This is a genomic window from Flintibacter hominis (assembly GCF_014287965.1).
Taxonomy (GTDB): Bacteria; Bacillota; Clostridia; order Oscillospirales; family Oscillospiraceae; genus Lawsonibacter; species Lawsonibacter aceti.
Genome location: NZ_JACOPO010000004.1, coordinates 191,214 through 205,161 on the forward strand (window position 1 = coordinate 191,214; position 13,948 = coordinate 205,161).

Annotated in this window: 14 protein-coding genes; 4 read left to right on the forward strand and 10 right to left on the reverse strand. The window is 58.8% G+C overall.

Annotation, left to right across the window (positions count from 1 at the left end):
• Positions 1 to 110 precede the first annotated feature (110 nt).
• From H8S11_RS07970 to H8S11_RS07990, 5 genes are all read right to left on the reverse strand, one after another.
• Positions 111 to 710, reverse strand: coding sequence for a helix-turn-helix domain-containing protein (locus H8S11_RS07970; protein ID WP_186852770.1), 600 nt, complete (start codon positions 708 to 710; stop codon positions 111 to 113).
• Between the two features lie 234 nt (positions 711 to 944).
• Positions 945 to 1,991 (reverse strand): acyltransferase, encoded by a 1,047-nt coding sequence (locus H8S11_RS07975; protein WP_186852771.1) that lies wholly within the window; start codon positions 1,989 to 1,991, stop codon positions 945 to 947.
• Positions 1,991 to 2,362, reverse strand: a complete 372-nt coding sequence (locus tag H8S11_RS07980) for a VOC family protein (protein WP_186852772.1) — start codon at positions 2,360 to 2,362, stop codon at positions 1,991 to 1,993. The genes H8S11_RS07975 and H8S11_RS07980 overlap by 1 nt, the downstream gene beginning before the upstream one ends.
• Positions 2,363 to 2,403: 41 nt before the next feature.
• Positions 2,404 to 3,720, reverse strand: coding sequence for a chloride channel protein (locus H8S11_RS07985; protein ID WP_207721945.1), 1,317 nt, complete (start codon positions 3,718 to 3,720; stop codon positions 2,404 to 2,406).
• A gap of 176 nt (positions 3,721 to 3,896) precedes the next feature.
• Positions 3,897 to 4,247 carry a hypothetical protein gene (locus tag H8S11_RS07990; protein WP_186852773.1) on the reverse strand — a complete coding sequence of 117 codons (351 nt, stop codon included), beginning with the start codon at positions 4,245 to 4,247 and terminating at the stop codon, positions 3,897 to 3,899.
• 201 nt (positions 4,248 to 4,448) lie between these two features.
• Between H8S11_RS07990 and H8S11_RS14075 the strand changes: the two genes are divergently transcribed.
• The gene (locus tag H8S11_RS14075) at positions 4,449 to 5,360 is read left to right on the forward strand and encodes a hemolysin family protein (protein ID WP_366460950.1); all 912 of its coding nucleotides are present in this window, start codon (positions 4,449 to 4,451) and stop codon (positions 5,358 to 5,360) included.
• Between the two features lie 78 nt (positions 5,361 to 5,438).
• On the forward strand, positions 5,439 to 6,650 hold the full coding sequence (dpaL, locus tag H8S11_RS08000) for a diaminopropionate ammonia-lyase (RefSeq protein ID WP_186852774.1): 1,212 nt from the start codon (positions 5,439 to 5,441) through the stop codon (positions 6,648 to 6,650).
• 168 nt (positions 6,651 to 6,818) lie between these two features.
• Here dpaL and H8S11_RS08005 read toward each other — a convergent pair whose 3' ends face one another.
• The 4 genes from H8S11_RS08005 to H8S11_RS08020 all read right to left on the reverse strand — a co-directional run bounded on the left by H8S11_RS08005 (position 6,819) and on the right by H8S11_RS08020 (position 10,286).
• A complete protein-coding gene (locus H8S11_RS08005) occupies positions 6,819 to 8,291 on the reverse strand; it encodes a HAMP domain-containing sensor histidine kinase (RefSeq protein WP_186852775.1) in 1,473 nt (490 codons plus the stop codon).
• A gap of 106 nt (positions 8,292 to 8,397) precedes the next feature.
• Entirely contained in the window at positions 8,398 to 8,901 is a 504-nt protein-coding gene (locus H8S11_RS08010) for a hypothetical protein (protein WP_147570802.1), read from the reverse strand.
• Between the two features lie 45 nt (positions 8,902 to 8,946).
• Positions 8,947 to 9,621 carry a response regulator transcription factor gene (locus H8S11_RS08015; RefSeq protein ID WP_147570803.1) on the reverse strand — a complete coding sequence of 225 codons (675 nt, stop codon included), beginning with the start codon at positions 9,619 to 9,621 and terminating at the stop codon, positions 8,947 to 8,949.
• Between the two features lie 20 nt (positions 9,622 to 9,641).
• Positions 9,642 to 10,286 (reverse strand): UBA domain-containing protein, encoded by a 645-nt coding sequence (locus H8S11_RS08020; RefSeq protein ID WP_147570804.1) that lies wholly within the window; start codon positions 10,284 to 10,286, stop codon positions 9,642 to 9,644.
• Between the two features lie 186 nt (positions 10,287 to 10,472).
• Here H8S11_RS08020 and H8S11_RS08025 point away from each other — a divergent pair, with 186 nt between their 5' ends.
• A complete protein-coding gene (locus H8S11_RS08025) occupies positions 10,473 to 11,630 on the forward strand; it encodes a polysaccharide deacetylase family protein (RefSeq protein ID WP_186852776.1) in 1,158 nt (385 codons plus the stop codon).
• Entirely contained in the window at positions 11,627 to 11,947 is a 321-nt protein-coding gene (locus H8S11_RS08030) for a hypothetical protein (RefSeq protein ID WP_186852777.1), read from the forward strand. Before H8S11_RS08025 ends, H8S11_RS08030 begins: the two co-directional genes overlap by 4 nt.
• A gap of 57 nt (positions 11,948 to 12,004) precedes the next feature.
• Here H8S11_RS08030 and H8S11_RS08035 read toward each other — a convergent pair whose 3' ends face one another.
• Entirely contained in the window at positions 12,005 to 13,918 is a 1,914-nt protein-coding gene (locus tag H8S11_RS08035) for a heavy metal translocating P-type ATPase (protein WP_147570807.1), read from the reverse strand.
• Positions 13,919 to 13,948: the final 30 nt, after the last annotated feature.

Consider the following 13,948-nt stretch of genomic DNA (forward strand, 5'->3'; position numbering starts at 1 on the left):
ATTGGTATTTGGTCTGAAAGGAAAACAGCATAAGCAGCATTACCCAGAGCGGCTATCTCAAAAAAGCAAAAACGAGGCCCGGAACCGACGGTTCCGGGCCTCGTTTTTGCTTATTCTTTCCTCTCATCTACTCCCTGTTTTCTAATCCACGCCGTAGCGGCAGACAGCAGGGACAGCATGAGCAGGTTTGGCGGGATAAAAAGATTGACTGCTGGATTTGACAACCCATACCCCACCAGAAAAAAGGCCAACAGGCCGGTGTACATCCCCCATGTCCCCCAGAAGCAGGCCAGAACAGGGTGCTTTTTACACCGGAGTGTCAGCCAGCCCCACACCCAGAAGGGCACACTGTATACCAATGCGTCGTCCAGCCCCCATCCCTTGAGGAAAAAAACCAGCATAAAACAGAGCAGTCCAAATACGATTAAAATCAGCCCGATTATGGTCCGCACATCTCGGCGACTGTTTTCCCGCTGGATGACGACGGTGGGCTGGGATAGGTCTGCCGTCGGTTCCGCACCCCGGACAAGTTGGTCCAGGGAGGTTTCGAACAGTTCGCACATCTTGACCAGCTTATCCAGGTCAGGTACACTGGCGTCTGTTTCCCACTTGGACACACTCTGTCTTGAAACCCCCAGGGCGTCGGCCAGGTCGGTCTGGGACAGGTGGTGGGCGGTGCGCTGGGCACAGATGCGCTCCCCCAACGTCATATGACATCAAACCTTTCCTATGAGATGGTCTCAGTTTACTCCAGTCGGAGGGGATATGTACACCAAGTTGGCTTGGAAAATACGCAACTGCCAGTTGCACCGTCCTCGCAAGCCCCACATCCCTCGCTTTGCCCATCGGCCAGAGCTCACTCATTCCGCTGTTCCTTCTCTCCAAAGCGCGACCACTTTGTTGGGCCGCGGTTTGAGGTCGCCTTCGGTATCCCAAAGCCAATGCTACGTCAATTTCGTTCCCACGCCGGGGATGAGACTGACCAGCCAGGCGAATGGGATAGACAGCAGGAAGAACACCAACGCGAAGAAGGGCACCGAGATCACCGGAGACAAGTCCAGAACAGAAAACCCGAACCAACGGAACACCAGCACCCAGAGCTGATGGAACAGATAGATGCCAAAGGCGTAGGAACCAAGCTCATACACCGAGCGGCGGCGGGATCGCTCCTCGCTGATGCCCAGCACATAGCGAAACAGGACACAGAGGGCCAAGGCGGTGAGGACCACATTGGGTGAAGTGTAGAGATACCACAGCTCCCTTCCTCCCCCGAAAAGGGTATTCCCCATCAGGGTGAACACCATGCCCAAAATACCCAGGAGATAGAGGATAAACTCCGGCACTCGCCCGATGGTATAATGGCGCAGATACCAGCCCGCCACATAGCAGCCCACCCACCCCAGCACCAGATGGACCCGTAGGCGCTCCAGCTGGGCCGCGAGCAAGCTATTCGGATGGTAGGCCGACCACAGAGGGAGCAGGGAGGCAAAGAGGAAGCACAGAATTAGGAAGTACCGGACCTCTCCCCTGCTGGCGGACGAGGTAAACCGGTGGATCACCGGGTGAACCAGGTAGAGGCCAATGAGGGGGTAGAGCACCCAAAGGTGGTGGTAGGTATTCCCCTTAGCGGCGGATACCAGAGCGGCCCATACTCCCGACCAGGACAGCGCACCGCCCCCCAGCAGGTGGGCAGCCACCGCATACAGGGCCCCCCAGAATACCAGCAGGCAGAAGGCCGGAAGGGCCAGTCCCAGCATCGACGAGGCGAGACGGGGCTTCCCCTCCTCCAGAGCGAACATCCCCCAAAGCATGAACAGGGCTGGGACCGTCCAAGATGTGAGTCCCTCATAGACGGATAAGACCTGCCACGGGCCGGAGCCCACGGCCACACCTCCCTGCCCCTCCTGAGCCAGCAGGAGCATGATGGCGCACAGCACAGTGAAGGCCCGGAAAAAACCGGGCCAGCCCAGATTGCGATCTCCCTTCGCCATCACTTTGCCTCCGGCACAATCTCGATCCAATACCCGTCCGGGTCGGAGATGAAATAGATGCCCATGGCGGGATTCTCAAAACAGATGCAGCCCATCGACTTGTGCTTTTCATACATGGCGTCATAGTCGTCTGCGCGGAAGGCCAGGTGGAATTCGCACTCCCCCAGATCATAGGGTGTGGTCCGGTCCCGGAGCCAGGTCAGCTCCAGGGTGAAATCGCTGCCGGCCTCGTCCCCCAGGTAGACCAGCTTGAAGGAGCCGTCAGCTCCCTCCTTCTCCCGCACCGGGGTCAGATTCAGCGCCTGTTTGTAAAAGGCCAGGCTCCTGTCCAAGTCCAGAACATTGAAATTGAAATGATAAAATTTTGTCACGCAAATTCCTCCTTGATAGGGGCCAGCAGGCCCGGATACACTCACTTTGCCTTCTTATCGATCCATTCGGTTCTGAATTTCGAATAGACGATTTTCTGCTCGCTGTACAGTCCATAGTAGCCGGACAGCATATAGGCCACTCCGATACACAGGGCGTGGAGGGAAAGGCCCTCGCCCCCAAAAAGCTCAAAGGCCAGCATCAGGGCGCTCATGGGGCAGTTGGTAGCTCCACAGAAAACGGCCGCCATCCCCAAGGCCCCGGAAAAACCGTGGGGCAGTCCCAGCAGCGGTCCGGCCCAAGTACCAAAGGCGCAGCCGGTAAACAGGACAGGTACAATCTCTCCGCCTCGAAATCCGGCCCCCAGGGTAAGAGCGGTAAACAATATTTTAAGTAAAAAAGCCTCCGGAATGGTTTCTCCAGCCAGCATCCGCCGGATGACCGGGTCCCCCGCTCCGTTGTAGTCCTGATTGCCCACCAGCAGTGTCAGGGCCAGCACCAGCAGGGCCCCCACGGTCACTCGAAGCATGGTGCTGGGAAAATACTTCTGATACAGGCGGGGGGAGGCGTGCATCACTTTGCAGAACAGGATGGAAACCAGAGCGCACAGCACCCCCAGAACGGCTGTCTGGACCATAGTGGCGGGCCCCAACAGCGCCGCCGGACCGATCTCATACCCATGGCTGTGGATGCCGCAGAGCTGGGCTACCTGGAGGGACACCAGGGCGGCAGACACACAGGGGACAATGGCGGCGTAGTACATCACACCCACACTGACCACCTCCATGGCGAAGATGGCTGCCGTCAGCGGCGTGCCAAACAGGGCGGAGAAGGCGGCGGCCATGCCGCACATGACCATCACCCGGCCGTCCTTCTGGTCCAGCCTTATCTGCCGGCCCACAAAAGCGGCCAGGGAGCCGCCCAGTTGGAGAGCTGCCCCCTCTCTGCCGGCGGATCCCCCCACAAGGTGCGTGATGATGGTGGATAGGAAGATCAGGGGGGCGGTGCGCAACTTCATAGGCTCCGCCTCCCGCACGGCCACCAGCACCAGGTTTGTCCCCCGGTCCCGCTCCATGTGACAGATGCGGTAGATCAGTACGATGGACACACCACCTGCGGGCAGCAGCCATACCACCCGCGGCACCTCTCCCCGCAGCTGGGTGGCCCAGTCTATCCCATAGTAAAAGGCCACGCCCACCACGCCCACCAGCGCCCCGATGGAGCAGGCGTACAGGAGCCACTTCAGGAAGGAGATCCCCTCCTCTATGTGCCCCCTGACCCGGTCTGACGGCTGATACACTTCTTTCTCCCCCCTGGAGCGGCCTACATACCACCTGCCGCTTCCCGCTCGATACTCCAAATTATATCATAGAACATCGGCTTTTGCATCGGTTTTTTCCAGTCTCCTGGCAAAAGCAGGGCCCCACACACCTCCCAATTACCCTTTGGACAGATTTTAGACATTTAGATATAAATAACCTCCCCCAGTCAAAATGACGAGGAGAGGTATCTGCGCCGATAACAACTGATAGAGAATTATTCAGCATCTTGATTCGCTGGAGTTTTTAATGTAATGCCGTATACCGTATTTATTTGTAGCGGGTCGCTTTCCGCTATCTCACCATTATAGTACACAACAATTTCATCGCCAACAGATATATCGGTATAGCTGTCTTTGTTTTCCACATCTAAAGAAACTTTACAACTTGCCCCGTTAGGATATCCCTGTGTATTGATATAGATGATAATTGCGTTATCTCTTACTTCTTCCACAGTTCCGGTAATACTTGGCTCATTTTCTATGATATAATTCATCGTTCGATTGTCGCAGCCCGCTAATCCTAATATGCAGACCAAAGTCAAAAAAAGTGCTGTCCATCTTTTCATATTCATACCCCATAAAATCCAGTTTATCTTTATATTTACTGTATCCTATTTTTCTGATTTATTCAATACTCAGTGAAAAGGACGGAGTAAAAACCCATCAGTCCAAATGTAAACAGAGAGCCCACACAGACGCCCCTTGCATAACGCTGATAGATGTGCTATCATTTATCTTGTATTCTTATCTATTAAGGGGGAATTTCCGTGGTTGGGGACCATATATGGCCCATCCTATTTGCTGTTAGTCTGCTGGTCAACGTACTCCTGCTGGCCCGCAAGCCGCTCCTGAGGCTGCTTCGCCGTGAGGACGAGGTATCCGAGGACGAGATCATGGCCATGGTGGAGGAGGGCGAGGAGTCCGGCGCCATCCAGTCCAACGAAAAAGAGCTCATTGAGAATATCTTTGAATTCAACAACATCACCGCGGAGGATGTCATGATCCACCGCACCGACATGGTGACCCTGGCATTGGATGAGGAGGAGGACGTCATTCTGGACACCATCCGCCAGTCCGGACTGTCCCGATTCCCGGTTTATCAAAACGACGTAGACGATATTGTGGGTATTCTATCCACCCGGGAATATCTGCTCAACTTCCACCTGCCCGATCCCAAACCCATTCGTGAGCTGCTCCGCACCGCCTCTTTTGTCCCCGAAAGTGTGCCCGCCGATGTGCTGTTCCGGGATATGCAGGGGAAAAAGACCCACATGGCCCTGGTGGTGGACGAGTACGGCGGAACCAGCGGCTTGGTCACTCTGGAGGACCTGCTGGAGGAGCTGGTGGGCAACATCTACGACGAATTTGACCCCCAGGAGGAGCAGGATATCATCCGTCTGGAGGACAACAAGTGGCGTGTGTCCGGCTCCGCCGACCTGGAAGAGCTGGCCGAGGCCCTTGACTTGGACCTGTCCGACGAGGACCTGGATTATGATACGCTGGGCGGCCTGGTGTTTTCCCAGCTCTCCGTCATCCCAGACGACGGCAGCCGGCCCATAGTGGAGGCCCTGGGACTGCGTATCCAGGTGGAGGAACTGTGTGACCGCCGGGTGGAGTGGGCGCTGGTTGAAAAACTGGAGCAGCAAGTCCCCACCGGAGAGCCAGCCCCCAACAAATGACCTTTCTTTCAGGCGGAATAGTCTTGCTCCAGGGCTGTTCCGCCTGATTCTTTTCCATCAACAGAAGGAGGAATTTCTATGGACGCCCCCATCCAGGCCGTCTCCCTGACCAGAAAGCCAGGCGGTCCACTGGCCCCCACCGCTCCCTTTGGGCTGGAGCGGGCCCGCACGGCCCAGCGATTTCACGCCAGCTTCCCCCAGTATGCCCCCACCCCCCTAGCCAGCCTGAACCGTCTGGCCGCCCATCTCGGAGTGGCGGCCATCCATGTGAAGGATGAAAGCCGGCGGTTCTCTCTCAACGCCTTTAAGGTGTTGGGCGGGAGCTACGCCATAGGGCGCTATATTGCTCGGGAGCTGGGGCTGGCGCCGGAGGATCTGACCTTCTCTCTGCTCACCTCCCCCCATGTCCGGGATCGGCTGGGCCAGCTCACCTTTGCCACCGCCACCGACGGGAACCACGGTCGAGGGGTGGCCTGGACCGCCGCCCAGCTGGGCCATCGGTCCGTGGTCCGGATGCCCAAGGGCAGCTCCCCAGAGCGGCTGGCCAATATCCGGGCTCTGGGGGCAGACGCCTCTGTCACGGACCTGAACTATGACGACACCGTCCGCCTGGTCCAGCAGCAGGCTCAGGAACAGGGCTGGGTAGTGATTCAGGACACAGCCTGGGAGGGTTATTGGGATATCCCCGCCTGGATTATGGAGGGCTACACCACCATGGCCCTTGAGGCGGTCCGCCAGTTGGAGGACCGCCCTCCCACCCACCTTTTCCTTCAGGCTGGAGTAGGCGCGATGGCCGGGAGCCTGGCCGCCTTTTTCGCTGACTTCTACGGCCAGGACCGTCCCAAAGTCGTCATCGTGGAGCCCCACCGGGCCAACTGTCTGTTCCATACGGCCCAGGCCAATGACGGCCAGCTCCATCGCGTGGATGGGGCGCTGGACACGATCATGGCCGGTCTGGCCTGTGGAGAGCCCTGCTCTATCTCCTGGGATATCCTGCGGGACCACGCGGACCATTTTCTCTCTGTTCCAGACTATGTGGCCGCTCAGGGAATGCGGGTGCTGGGCGCTCCCCTGCCCGGCGATCCCCAGGTCATCTCCGGTGAAAGCGGTGCCGCCACCCTCGGTCTTGTGACCGAAGTTCTGCGCCGAAAGGACCTGGCTCCGCTCAAGGAAGCCCTGGGCCTGGGCAAAGCTTCCCGAATCCTCTGCTTTTCCACAGAGGGGGATACGGACCGGGAAAACTACCGCAACATCCTATGGGACGGCCTGTGGCCCCACCCATCAAAATAAGGAAAAGGAATGGACGGCCCAAAGCCGTCCATTCCTTTTCCTTTCCTATCCTGCTATCCGCCGTGTTGATCACCCTCTCGACACGGTTCTGACGGAGGAACCCCGTCAGCGTCACCTTGCTGTGGATGCCCTCCTGACGAAAGCAATCGGCAACGGCAGGTTGGGCTTCTATCCTTCTGTTGACGCACTCCCCGGCTTGTCCTCCTTCAGTGGGATCAGGAAGGTAATGCGAGTCCCCACATCCACCCTGGACACTACCTCAAACCAACCGCCGTGGCGGTCCACGATCCACTTGGCGATGGACAGTCCCAGACCCGTCCCTCCGGTCTTTCTGTCGCGGGACTGGTCGGTGCGGTAGAATCGTTCGAAGATGTGGGGGATGCCATCGGGAGGGATCCCCATGCCCTCGTCCTGGACGGTCACTCTTGCATACCCCTGATTGTGGGACACCCGCAGATATACCCTGCCTTCGGGTGGGCTGTACTTGAGGCTGTTGTCCATCAGGATGCGCAGCAGCTGCTTCATCAGCCCCGGATCGGCGTATACTCTTACTGGCTCTCCCTCCCAACAGGGAATGAGAAGCCGGTCAGGATGAATCATCTCCTCCTCCCGCAGCACCTCACCGGCCAGGGCTATCAGGTCCACCCGCTCCCTCTTCACCGGCTGGGAATCGTTATCCCCCCGCGCTAAGAAAAGGAGCTGCTCCACCAGCCGCTCCATGGCCTGGGCCTCGGAGCGGATGGCGTCGATGGACTCTTGAAGGGCCTCTGGGTCCGACTTGCCCCACCGGTCCAGCAGGGCGGCATAGCCCTGGATTACCGCGATGGGGGTACGCAGCTCATGGCTGGCGTCGGACACAAACCGCATCTGGGCGCTGTACGCCTGGTTCACCCGGTCCATCATCTCGTTGATGGCCTGGGCCAGAGAGCGCAGTTCCTTCTGGGTCGCGGGCAGGTCGATGCGGCTGTCCAGATGGGTGGCGTCGATCTTATCCAGCTTGTCAGCCAGGCTCTCCAGCTCCCGTTTGGACATGTGAGTCATGGAGTTGAGGCGGGCCGCAGTGGCGGCTAGGTCCTGGATAGGCCGGAGCACCTTTCTGATCGACCGCTTGTTGCGGAACAGTCCGGTGACCAGGGACAAAAATTGGCATATCAGCAGAACGACTCCCGCCCAATAGCCTGTCCCGGCGATGCCGGACAGATCCACTGTGATGGCGTAGGGCTGGTCCCCATAGTACAGCTCAATGGTGTAGTAGCTGGTCAGATCCCACATACGGTAGCCATCGGCGGTCTCCTGGGCCACCGCCCCCGGCAGCCATGAGAAGCTGGAGGACGGCTGGCCCTCTGGCGGACGGTTCAGGGGGGTGATGGTATAGTCCCCCTTCTCCATCCAGGGGATGGCCTCCACCGTCGGGACACCCCGTTCCTCCACCAGAGCCGCCACGCCGGCGCACCGGTTCTCCGCGTAATAGAATACGCCCGCGGTGGCCATGGCCACCAGCAGCAGATCCATCACCAGAAAAATCGTAAGCTGGCGCAGGAAAAAGCCGAAATTTAGCCGAAATACCAGAGAGGAATCCCGAGCGGCGGCAATGGGGTCTGCCGGCGGGGGGGATTGAAAACGGTGCTTTTTCCGGGCCATAGGCACGCCTCCTCTCTGTGCGGTCTGTTCTTTTCAGGGCCTGTACGCACCCATTTTCTCTGTAAAACGGGATGGGCCGTGATTCAGACCCGTGGCGCACGGCCCCTCAGCAGTCCTTCATCCAATCCCGAATAGCCTCAAGACGCTCAAAGGCGACGCGGCTCCCGCCCTTTACCAGCAGATCCAGCTGGGCCTGCTCCTCAGGGGTACGGCGGCTGCCCTTGTCTTGCAGGGATTCCCGCAGAGATTTTGTGGCCATACCCACCATCCTACGCTTCAGCCAGCTCACTTTCTTAGGGGCCCAGCCCCCCTGCAAATAAAAAATAGGGGCGTTTGGCACATAGTTGGCTCTGGAGATGGTTTCCAGCACCTGCCGGCCAGAGGGGGAGAGCCCCACGCCGCACACGCCCCTGACCTGATATCGCTTCACCGCCTGGTCCACGCCCTCGATGTGGCCTGCCATCAGGGGACCCATATAGAATATCTCAGTACCTGACTCCAGACTGCGCTCCGCCTCAGTGACGCTGTACACCTTTATTTTTTCCGCTCTGCCCAGCATTTCGGCATATTCCCTGGTAAAGCCGGTGTTGGAACGGTAGACGATGACCATGGCTCTCTCTCCTTTTTCTCCTGACGGTATGGCGGGTCGCGCCCCTTACTCCTCTTTGATCACATAGCCCACGCCCCGGACCGTGTGAATCAGCTTGATGCCGAAGGCCTCATCAATCTTGCTCCGGAGAAAGCGGATATACACGTCCACCGAGTTTGTCTCTCCCACAAAGTCAAAGCCCCAGACACTGTCCAGCAGGGCCTCACGGGTCAGGACCCGGCCCTTATTTTCCAGCAGGTGGCGGAGCAGGTCAAACTCCTTTTTGGTCAGCTCCACCTCCTGGCCCCTCACTGTCACCCGGCGGCTCTCCACCTCCATTGCCAGGGGACCGACGGCCAGCATCTGGCTGTCCCGGCCACTCTTGGTCCGCAGGGCCGCCCGGATGCGGGCCAGCAGCTCCTCGATGGCGAAGGGCTTTGTAATATAGTCGTCCGCGCCAGAGTCCAGGCCGGACACCTTATCCACTACGCTGTCCCGGGCGGTAAGCATGATGACGGGGACCTGACTCTCCCGCCGCAGGCGGCGCAGCACCTCCATGCCAGACAGTTGGGGCAGCATGATGTCCAGCAGCACCAGGTCAAACGCCCCGCTCAGGGCCAGCTCCAGCCCCTTTCGGCCATCAAAGGCTTTCTCCACAGAGTACCCCTCATATTTCAGCTCCAGCTCCACCATGCGGGCCAGCTTCTCCTCGTCCTCCACCAGGAGGATGTGCTCCGCCATCTCCATCACCTCAGACCTTTTTATTCTTCCCGCTCTTTGTTCCGGTCCTGTCTGCCCGGCTCATCCGAGTGCCAGTCATGCTTCAATTCCTCCATGACCTTGTGCCCAATGTCGGCGGCGGTATCGGCCACCGTGCCCATCATGTCATTCAGCTCGTCCCGCTCCAAGTCCGGGCCGGAGAAGCGGTACCGAAAGCCCAGGAACAATCCCAGCACCAAAGCGGGCAGCACCACCCAGGGGGCGCAGATGACCAGCAGGACCAGGATCAACACCGGCAGGGCCGTGACCGGCTTGTCTTTTCGCCAGATCTCCAACTCATTTTCGATCAGCCAGCGGCGCAAGGTGTGGAGCAGGCCCCTGACTGCCCCTCTCTCTGGCTTTACCACGACGACTTCCATACTGCCGCCCTTTTTCTTTTTCTCTTTCTTTTCCTTCCGCTCCCCACCCTGAGAGGCGCTGTCCGCGGCGGAGGCGGGCTGGGGGGAAGTTCCCCCCCTGGTGGAGTAGTAAGCCCCCTCGGGCCGTGGGATCATTCCCCTCTCCTCCAAATAGATCAGGGCGTCCAGCAGGTTGCCTCCGCTGTACTCCAAAGCCTCCTTGGCCTGGGCGTAGCTCACGTCCGCCTTTTCCCGCAGGCGCTCCACCTGCTCCAACGTGATATCCATGATGGGAACTCCTTTCCTCCGGAGTGGTCGATTTTTCTCTATGGTCAGGATACCACACCAGTGTTGAAAGGGAATTTACCGATCCTTAAAGTTTCATTAAAGAACGCACCCTTTGGCTGTCTTGCCCATTGGATTATACTATGATATAATGATATCCGCAACCAGAAGTCGAAAGGAGGAGCGCCCATGGACCTGAAAAAAAGAATGATCTCGCTGCTGCTGTCCCTGGTCCTGTGCGGGGCCGTCTTTGTCCCCCCCGCCTCCTCCGCCTCCTCCACGGTATACTTTACTTCCATCAACGACAATTTACGCCCTTTGACCGCGGACACCATGCCTACCTGGTCCGGCGGCGTCCTCTATGTGCCCTATACGGTCTTTCTGGCCCAGTACAACGGCGGCTTCAAGCTGGTGGATGTGGATTACAGCTATATTCACACCAGCACCACCCACAAGCTCACCCTGTACACGTTACAACAGATGCTCACCTTTGATCTGAAAAACGGCACCTGCCGGGAGGAAATCTCCGGTGAGAGCTATCCCGCTCAGGCCATCATGCGAAATGGCATACCCTACCTGCCTGTGGTCATGGTATGCAACTTCTTCGGTCTGGATTTCTCTTATACCGCCTTCAGCCAGGGCTACCTGGTCCGCATCAACAACGACTCGGTGGTCCTGTCCGACGCCAAGCTGATCGACGCGGCCAGCAACCTGATAAACCGCTACCTCCGTGAATATAACCAATCCATCAATCCCGCTCCCGATACCACTACTCCCACATCCCCTCCCACCGAGCCGGATGAGTCCAATACCACGAACGTATCCACCTATCTGGCCTTTCTCTGTAAGGATGGCCATGGACTCGATCAGATTCTGTCTGCCCTGGACAGCGCGGGCAATCAGGCACTATTCTTCTTTACCCCAGAGGCCCTGGAGCAGGAGGATGACCTGGTACGGCGGATTCTGGGTACTGGGCACAGCGTCGGTATCCTGGCGGATGGAGGAACCCTGGACCAGACCCGCGCGCTGCTGGAGGAGGGCAACCGGGCTTTGGAGCATCTGGCCTACACCCGGACCACGGTGGCGTATGTCCCTGACGGCCAGCGGGAGCTGCTGGAGCTGGAGGGGTGGGTGTGCTGGGACCAGACCATGGCCCTCTCCCCATCTGGTACCGTGGGCCCCAACACCTTCGCGGTCAACACCCTCAACCGCCTGGAGGGCCGTACCAGGACTACTTATCTGACTTTAGAGGGAGGGGAAAATACCGCCCGAATCCTGTCCGCGCTGCTGCGTCAGCTTCGGTACGAGCATTTTGTGGTATATACCCCGATGGAGACCAGACTATGAGAGAGATCGACCTTCGTCATACATATTCCGCCGCCGGGAAGGAGGCCCTTCGGGCCAGGCAGGTCCGACACCTGGAGGCCCGGTTGCGGGACTTTGGACCTGACGGCCCGGAGGTGTTGGAGGCGGACCAGGCATCTGGAACCATATTCGCCCGTTTTCCCGGCCGCTCCACGGAAAGCGTGGTTGCGCGGTTGGAGCGGGACCACGGCATTTTGGTGGACCTGGAGGGGAATCGGGCGGTCTTTCACCTCTCTCCCCAGGTAAGCTTTGAAGCTCTGGACTATGTCTGGGGCTGCCTGTTCCAGATATTGGAGTGATATCCCATCCGTCCTATCTATGGAAAAAGCCGCGGCTCTTAGGCCGCGGCTTTTGGGTTATCTGGCTTTCAGCATCCGGCTCGCATTTAAGATGGCGATGACAGATACGCCCACATCGGCAAAGACAGCCATCCACATATTGGCCCGGCCAACGGCGGACAGCCCCAGCACTAGGAATTTCACCCCCAGAGCGAACACCACATTTTGCCGCACAATGGTCAGCGTTTTCCGGGCGATTCGCACCGCCACGGGCAACTTGCGCAGGTCGTCGTCCATCAGGACCACATCGGCCGCCTCGATGGCCGCGTCAGAGCCCAGGGCCCCCATGGCCACCCCGATGTCCGCACGGGACAAGACGGGGGCATCGTTGATACCGTCCCCCACAAAGACCAGGTTCTCCTTTGGGCCTTTGGAGCGGAGCAGATCCTCCACCCGCTCCACCTTGTCCCCAGGCAGAAGCTGGGCAAAGAACTGATCCAGCCCCAACTGATCCGCCACCGCCTGAGCGGCCCCCTGGCTGTCGCCGGTGAGCATGACGGTCCTTCGGACCCCGACCTGCTTGAGCTCCCGCAGAGCCTGGGCGGACCCCTCCTTCACCTGGTCGGAGATAACAAGGTGTCCAGCGTATTCCCCTTCCACCGCCACATGGATGACGGTCCCAGGGTGTTGATGGTCCGTGGTCACCGGAATATTCTCCAAGTCCATCAGCTTCTGGTTCCCCGCCAGCACCTCCCGGCCGTCCACCTTGGCCCGGACCCCGTGGCCGGCGATCTCCTCCACGTCGCAGACCCTATTCTGCTCTGGAACACCGCCCCAGGCCTTGACGATGGACCTGGAGATGGGGTGGGTAGAGAACTGCTCTGCCAGGGCGGCGGTTTCCAACAGCTCCTCTGGAGCGCAGTCTTTGGGGTGGACTCCGGTGACAGCAAAGGTGCCCTTAGTCAGAGTGCCTGTCTTGTCCAGCACCACGATTCCGGTATTGGCCAGGGCCTCCAGATAGTTGCTCCCCTTCACCAGGATACCCTGCTTGGATGCTCCGCCCAGCCCGCCAAAAAAGGACAGGGGAATGGAGATGACCAGGGCGCATGGGCAGGATACGACCAGGAAGTTCAGGGCACGGGGGACCCACACCCCCCACCGGCCAGTCAGCAGGGAGGGAAGCAGCCCCAGGGCCAGGGCAGCAAAAACCACAGCAGGGGTATAGTACCGGGCGAATTTGGTTATAAAATGCTCCGCCTGGGCCTTTTTCTCGCTGGAGTTCTCCACCAGGTCCAAGATACGGGCCACGGTGGACTGTCCGTAGGGCTTACTCACTTTCACATGGAGCAGGCCGGACAAGTTGACACAGCCCGATATCACCTCATCCCCCGGCTCCACGTCCCGTGGCAGGGACTCGCCGGTGAGAGCGGCGGTGTCCAGAGCGGAGCTCCCTTGGGTGACAGTCCCGTCCAATGGCACCCGCTCCCCCGCCTTGATAACGATGATATCATCCACCTGGACCTCCTCCGGATCCACCTGGACCAGTTGTCCCTCCCGCTCCACATTGGCGTAGTCCGGGCGGATATCCATAAGCTCGGAGATAGACTGGCGGCTGCGGCTGACGGCCACGTTCTGGAACAGCTCGCCCACCTGGTAAAACAGCATCACTGCCACGCCCTCGGCGTATTCGCCCACTGCCATAGCACCCACGGTGGCGACAGACATAAGGAAGTTTTCATCAAAGACCTGGCCGTTTTTAATATTGCGCACAGCTCTCCACAGTACATCCCAGCCAATGACCAGATAGGGGATCAGAAACAGGTACAGCCTGGGGAATGCGTAATAGGGTTCGCCAGCCTCATTCACCAGGGGCTGACCGAAATAAGGCCACATATTAAATGGTACCTCGATCTCCGGCAGCAGGGCGGCGGCGGCCAGCAGGACAAAGCTGAAGATAATACGCCAGAGCGTCTTTTTCTGCTTTCTTGTCATGGCGAAAGCTCCTCTCACAGGGATATGGAC

Bases quoted from the DNA above. Each gene is read 5' to 3' on its own strand.
- dpaL (WP_186852774.1), top strand. From the start codon at position 5,439: ATGGACGCCCCCATCCAGGCCGTCTCCCTGACCAGAAAGCCAGGCGGT.
- H8S11_RS08035 (WP_147570807.1), bottom strand. From the start codon at position 13,918: ATGACAAGAAAGCAGAAAAAGACGCTCTGGCGTATTATCTTCAGCTTT.
- H8S11_RS08030 (WP_186852777.1), top strand. From the start codon at position 11,627: ATGAGAGAGATCGACCTTCGTCATACATATTCCGCCGCCGGGAAGGAG.
- H8S11_RS08020 (WP_147570804.1), bottom strand. From the start codon at position 10,286: ATGGATATCACGTTGGAGCAGGTGGAGCGCCTGCGGGAAAAGGCGGAC.
- H8S11_RS07990 (WP_186852773.1), bottom strand. From the start codon at position 4,247: ATGAAAAGATGGACAGCACTTTTTTTGACTTTGGTCTGCATATTAGGA.
- H8S11_RS08005 (WP_186852775.1), bottom strand. From the start codon at position 8,291: ATGGCCCGGAAAAAGCACCGTTTTCAATCCCCCCCGCCGGCAGACCCC.
- H8S11_RS08015 (WP_147570803.1), bottom strand. From the start codon at position 9,621: ATGGCGGAGCACATCCTCCTGGTGGAGGACGAGGAGAAGCTGGCCCGC.
- H8S11_RS07975 (WP_186852771.1), bottom strand. From the start codon at position 1,991: ATGGCGAAGGGAGATCGCAATCTGGGCTGGCCCGGTTTTTTCCGGGCC.
- H8S11_RS07970 (WP_186852770.1), bottom strand. From the start codon at position 710: ATGACGTTGGGGGAGCGCATCTGTGCCCAGCGCACCGCCCACCACCTG.
- H8S11_RS08010 (WP_147570802.1), bottom strand. From the start codon at position 8,901: ATGGTCATCGTCTACCGTTCCAACACCGGCTTTACCAGGGAATATGCC.
- H8S11_RS08025 (WP_186852776.1), top strand. From the start codon at position 10,473: ATGGACCTGAAAAAAAGAATGATCTCGCTGCTGCTGTCCCTGGTCCTG.